The following is a 3,946-nucleotide window of genomic DNA, read 5'->3' as shown; positions in this document are numbered from 1 at the left end:
CCCATGCAGTGACGGGAACGGGTAGGGGCGGCGGGGGCGAAGAACCCGCCGCTAGGCGAAGAGGCAGAACGCGACCAGCGCGACGGTCACGGCGGTCTCTTCGAGCGCACCGAAGACGTCCCCCGTCACTCCGCCGAAGCGCCGCACGCAGTGCCGCAGCAGGAACTCGGCGGCGACACAGCCGAGCGCCACGGCCAGGACGCAACCGACCACTCCGTACGTGCCGAGCAGCACCCCCGCCCCGGCCGCCGGAACCGTCACAGCGACGGCGGCGACGACAGCGCCCCGCACGGGAACCACCCCCGCCACCACCGCCCCCAACCCCTCGGGCCGAGCGGCCGGCACCCCCACCCGCGCGGCCAGGGTCAGAGCCAGACGCCCGACGGCCGCCGACACGACCGCCGCGAGAGCACCCCGCCCCCACGAGTCCCCGTACGCCTGGGCCAGCGCGGCCACCTGTGTGAGCAGGACGAACAGCAGGGTGATGACCCCGAACGGTCCGATGTCCGACTGCTTCATGATGCGCAGCGCGTCCTCGGCGGGCTTGCCGCTGCCGAGGCCGTCGGCGGTGTCGGCGAGGCCGTCGAGGTGGAGGCCGCGGGTCAGGACGGCGGGTACGGCGGCGCTCGCCACGGCGGCGAGGAGCGGTCCCGCGCCGAGCACCAGCAGGAGCAGCCCGGCCGCGGCGGCGGGCACACCCACCGCGAGCCCGGCGACGGGCGCGACCGTCATCCCGGTGCGAGCGGCCCCGCGGTCCCAGCGCGGCACGGTCACGGGGAACACGGTCAGCGTGCCGAAGGCGAAGCGGAGTCCGTCGCTCCAGGACGCCGCAGACGTCTCGGGCGGGGGACCGGGCGGCGGGTTCGGCGGGGGCGTGGACACCGGCGCAGATTACCGGTCGCCGCCCACGGAACGACCGCCGGACGGCCGCCGGACGATGGCCGCCAGGCCGTCGGGCGACCGGGAGACGCGCACCGCAGCCGCGGATAAAGTGCGCACATGGGGCATTGGTGGACACGGAACATCATCGAGCCGGGAAAGCTGCCGCTGCTGCTGGCCCTGGCCTCCTTCGTCCTCACCTTCGTGATCACCCGGATCGTGGTCCGGCTCATCCGGGCGGGCAAGGGCCCGTTCGGCAACGTGAAAGCGGGCGGTCTGCACATCCACCACGTCGTCCCCGGGGTCGTCCTGACCGTGATCGGCGGCTTCGGAGCGGTGGGCAGCGACCGGCACGGCTTCGGTTCGGCGGTGTCCGCCGTGGTGTTCGGCATGGGCGCGGGTCTGGTGCTCGACGAGTTCGCGCTGATCCTGCACCTCGACGACGTCTACTGGAGCGAGGAGGGCCGCAAGAGCGTCGAGGTCGTGGTGGTCACCGCGGCCCTGGTCGGCCTGATGCTCAGCGGCTTCCTGCCGTTCGGCGTCAACGACCTCACCGAGGACGAGCTGCAGAACCGCGCCGGTGCCGCCCTGAGCATCGGGCTCAACTTCCTCGTCGCGCTGCTGGCGCTGAGCAAGGGCAAGGCGCGGATGGCGATCTTCGGGGTGATCGTCCCGCTCGTCGCCCTGGTCGGCGCGATCCGGCTGGCCCGCCCCACGTCACCCTGGGCCAGGCGCTTCTACCGGCGCAGGCCGCGCGCCCGCGCCAAGGCCCGTCTGCGGGCGTACCACCACGACCGCCGCTGGGCGGGGCCGCGCCGCAGGTTCCAGGACCTGATCGGCGGCAAACCCGACCCGGAACCCGTACGCCCCCTGCCCGGACGCTCCTGACGGGCCCGCCTATCCCGGCGCGTCCAGCCGCTTGCGGTGCAGCCACTTCGGCAGGCCCGGCGCCTCCAGGAAGCCCTCCGCGCGGGCGGCGGCGAGGCCGATGCGCGGCAGGTCGGCGCTCTTCTCGAAGAGCAGGAACCGCGGTTCCCAGATGGGCCGGTACTTGGCGTTGGCGCGGTACAGCGACTCGATCTGCCACCAGCGCGAGAAGAAGCTGAGCAGGGAGCGCCACAGCCGCAGCACCGGCCCCGCGCCGAGGCGCGCGCCGCGTTCGAAGACCGAACGGAACATGGCGAAGTTGAGCGAGACCTGCGTGATCCCGATCTCGGGGGCCCGCTGGAGGAGCTGGATCACCATGAACTCCATGAGCCCGTTCTCGGAGTCCCGGTCCCGCCGCATCAGATCGAGGGAGAGCCCGCGGGGCCCCCAGGGCACGAAGGACAGCACGGCCCGCAGTTCGCCCTCGCCCTCCCCCTCCTCCCCGCTGCCGTCCCGGCATTCGAGCATCACGCACCGCCCGTCGCCCGGGTCCCCGAGCCGCCCCAGCGCCATGCTGAAGCCGCGCTCGGTCGCCCCGTCCCGCCAGTCGTCCGCGCGGGCGAGGAGGTACGCCATCTCGTCGGCCGGGATGTCCTCGTGCCGCCGGATGCGTACCCGGTAGCCCGCCCGCCGCACGCGGTTGTAGGCCTGGCGGACGGTGCGCATGGCCCGCCCGTCGAGGGTGAACTCGGCGGTCTCGACGATCGCCTCGTCGCCGAGCTCCAGCGCGTCGAGACCGTGCCGGGCGTAGACGGTCCCGGCCTCCTCGCCCGCGCCCATCACGGCCGGGATCCAGCCGTGGGCGCGGGCCTCGGAGAGCCAGGGTTCGATGGCGCCGGGCCACGCCTCGGAGTCGCCGATGGGATCGCCTGAGGCCAGCGAGACGCCGCCGACGACCCGGTAGGCGACGGCGGCCTTGCCGGTCGGCGACCACACCACGCTCTTCTCGCGGCGCAGCGCGAAGTAGCCGAGGGAGTCCCGCTCGCCGTGCCGGTCGAGCAGGGCCCGCAGCCGTTCCTCGTCGTCGGCGGTGAGCGGGTCGACGACCCGGCGGGAGCGGAAGGCCGCGTACAGGACGGCGAGGACGAGCAGGGTGCTCAGTACGTTGATGGCGACGTTCACCCAGTTGGGAGTGGTGATCCCGGGGAAGTGGGAGTCGTCGGCGGCGACCGAGACGAGCCGCAGGGTGCCGTAGCGCCAGCGGTCGGTGAAGGTCGACAGGTGCGCGTCGTGGGCGTGGTTCGTGACGGTCACCAGGAGCGCGGCCAGCAGGGAGCAGACCAGGAGGCCGCCGACGCCGACGGCTGCCGCGAGCCGGGGGTTCGAGCGGTCGCCCTTCGCGTAGAACGCGCGGCGGCCGACGATCAGCGAGGCCACGAAGACCGCCGTCAGGGCGAGGGAGATCCAGTTCTGCGGATACCGGCGGACCTCGGGGAAGGCCATGGCGAAGGCGAACAGCAGCAGGAACGCTCCGCTCAGGGCCAGGTTGAGGATCCAGGCGGCTCGCTTGCGCCTGCGCATCGTGATCGCCAGGAACATGGTGAACACGCCTGACGCGAAGCCGGCGGTCAGGAGGTACGGGGTGAAGTAGTCCGCCGTGTTGTGCCGCCGCACGTCCTGGCCGAGGGAGACCCAGACGGCGCTGAGGAAGTTGAGGAACGCGACGGTGCGGAGGTACCACACGGCTGTTGCCGCGGCGGCAGTGGTTCGGGCGCTTCCCATGAAAGTGGATCATATGGGGCACATGTGCCGTTGGGTCGCCGCCCGGGCGGGGTGGCACACGCATGACCTGCACCTGCGGCTGCGTGGGGGCTGGCCGCGCAGTTCCCCGCGCCCCTGAAAGACCCCGGCTGCGGGCTGGGCGGGGCTCACCCGCGCAGTTCCTCGCGCCCCTGAAAGAGTCCGGCTGCGGGCTGGGCGGGGGTCACCCGCGCAGTTCCTCGCGCCCCTGAAAGAGTCCGGTTGCAGGCTCGGTGGGGGTCACCCGCGCAGTTCCTCGCGCCCCTGAAAGAGTCCGGCTGCGGGCTCGGTGGGGGTCACCCGCGCAGTTCCCCGCGCCCCTGGATGACCTGGATGACCTGGATGACTTCGGGTGCGGGTGCGTGGGGGCTGGGCGCGCAGTTCCTCGCGCCCCTGGGCC

3 protein-coding genes are annotated in these 3,946 nt (G+C 73.0%); 1 reads left to right on the top strand and 2 read right to left on the bottom strand.

Annotated elements, in window-relative coordinates; all coding sequences use genetic code 11:
* Window positions 1-51: 51 nt before the first annotated feature.
* On the bottom strand, window positions 52-882 hold the full coding sequence (locus ACFWGJ_RS42595; RefSeq protein ID WP_387334338.1) for an adenosylcobinamide-GDP ribazoletransferase: 831 nt from the start codon (window positions 880-882) through the stop codon (window positions 52-54).
* Window positions 883-999: 117 nt separating this feature from the next.
* Here ACFWGJ_RS42595 and ACFWGJ_RS42590 point away from each other — a divergent pair, with 117 nt between their 5' ends.
* Window positions 1,000-1,767: a hypothetical protein gene (locus tag ACFWGJ_RS42590; RefSeq protein ID WP_387334337.1), complete on the top strand. Its 768-nt coding sequence runs from the start codon at window positions 1,000-1,002 to the stop codon at window positions 1,765-1,767.
* A gap of 9 nt (window positions 1,768-1,776) precedes the next feature.
* On the opposite strand, the gene ACFWGJ_RS42585 is transcribed toward ACFWGJ_RS42590, so the two are convergent.
* The gene (locus ACFWGJ_RS42585; RefSeq protein WP_387334336.1) at window positions 1,777-3,528 is read right to left on the bottom strand and encodes a phosphatidylglycerol lysyltransferase domain-containing protein; all 1,752 of its coding nucleotides are present in this window, start codon (window positions 3,526-3,528) and stop codon (window positions 1,777-1,779) included.
* Window positions 3,529-3,946 lie beyond the last annotated feature (418 nt).

Source organism: Streptomyces sp. NPDC060205 (assembly GCF_042728395.1).
Taxonomy (GTDB): domain Bacteria; phylum Actinomycetota; class Actinomycetes; order Streptomycetales; family Streptomycetaceae; genus Streptomyces.
Note: the sequence above shows the minus strand (reverse complement) of the source record. Positions and strands in the feature narration are given on the sequence as shown.